We start from the raw sequence: 443 nt of genomic DNA, 5'->3' as shown, positions 1-443 counted from the left end.
CGCGGACACCTACGCGCCCCTCCCGCTGGAGGGCCAGGACGTCACCCTGCTCTCCCAGCAGAAGTTCACCGACCGCGACGACCTGGACCGCGCCCTCTTCCCCCTGCTGGAGACCCTGGCCCGCCCGCGCATCGCGTCCGGCGAGCCTCCCAAGGTGGAGCGCGGCCTCTACTACCTGCGCCGCGCGGAGAAGCTCTCCGGCATCACCGAGGAGCAGCGCCGCAGCCTCCAGTCCATGCTCACCGACGTGGCCTTCTACCAGGCGCGCCAGAAGCTGGAGGACGCGCGCCGGCTCGTCTCCGAGGGCCTCGCCCAGCTCAAGCTCGCCGCGGAGACGGAGAACCGCCACGCCCGCGCCGCCAACCAGATGCTCACCAACGTGGGCCCCGCCGCCCGCGCTCTGGAGGAGTCCCTGCGCCGCGCCGTCCACACCGAGAGCGCCC

Annotated in this window: 1 pseudogene; it reads left to right on the top strand. The window is 73.4% G+C overall.

The annotated features are described in order from the left end of the window. A pseudogene (locus D7V93_RS44080) lies at positions 1-443 on the top strand (IF-2 protein); the annotation flags it as partial.

It is taken from the genome of Corallococcus llansteffanensis (assembly GCF_003612055.1).
GTDB lineage: Bacteria > Myxococcota > Myxococcia > Myxococcales > Myxococcaceae > Corallococcus > Corallococcus llansteffanensis.
This window is presented reverse-complemented; position numbering and strand designations above follow the sequence as displayed.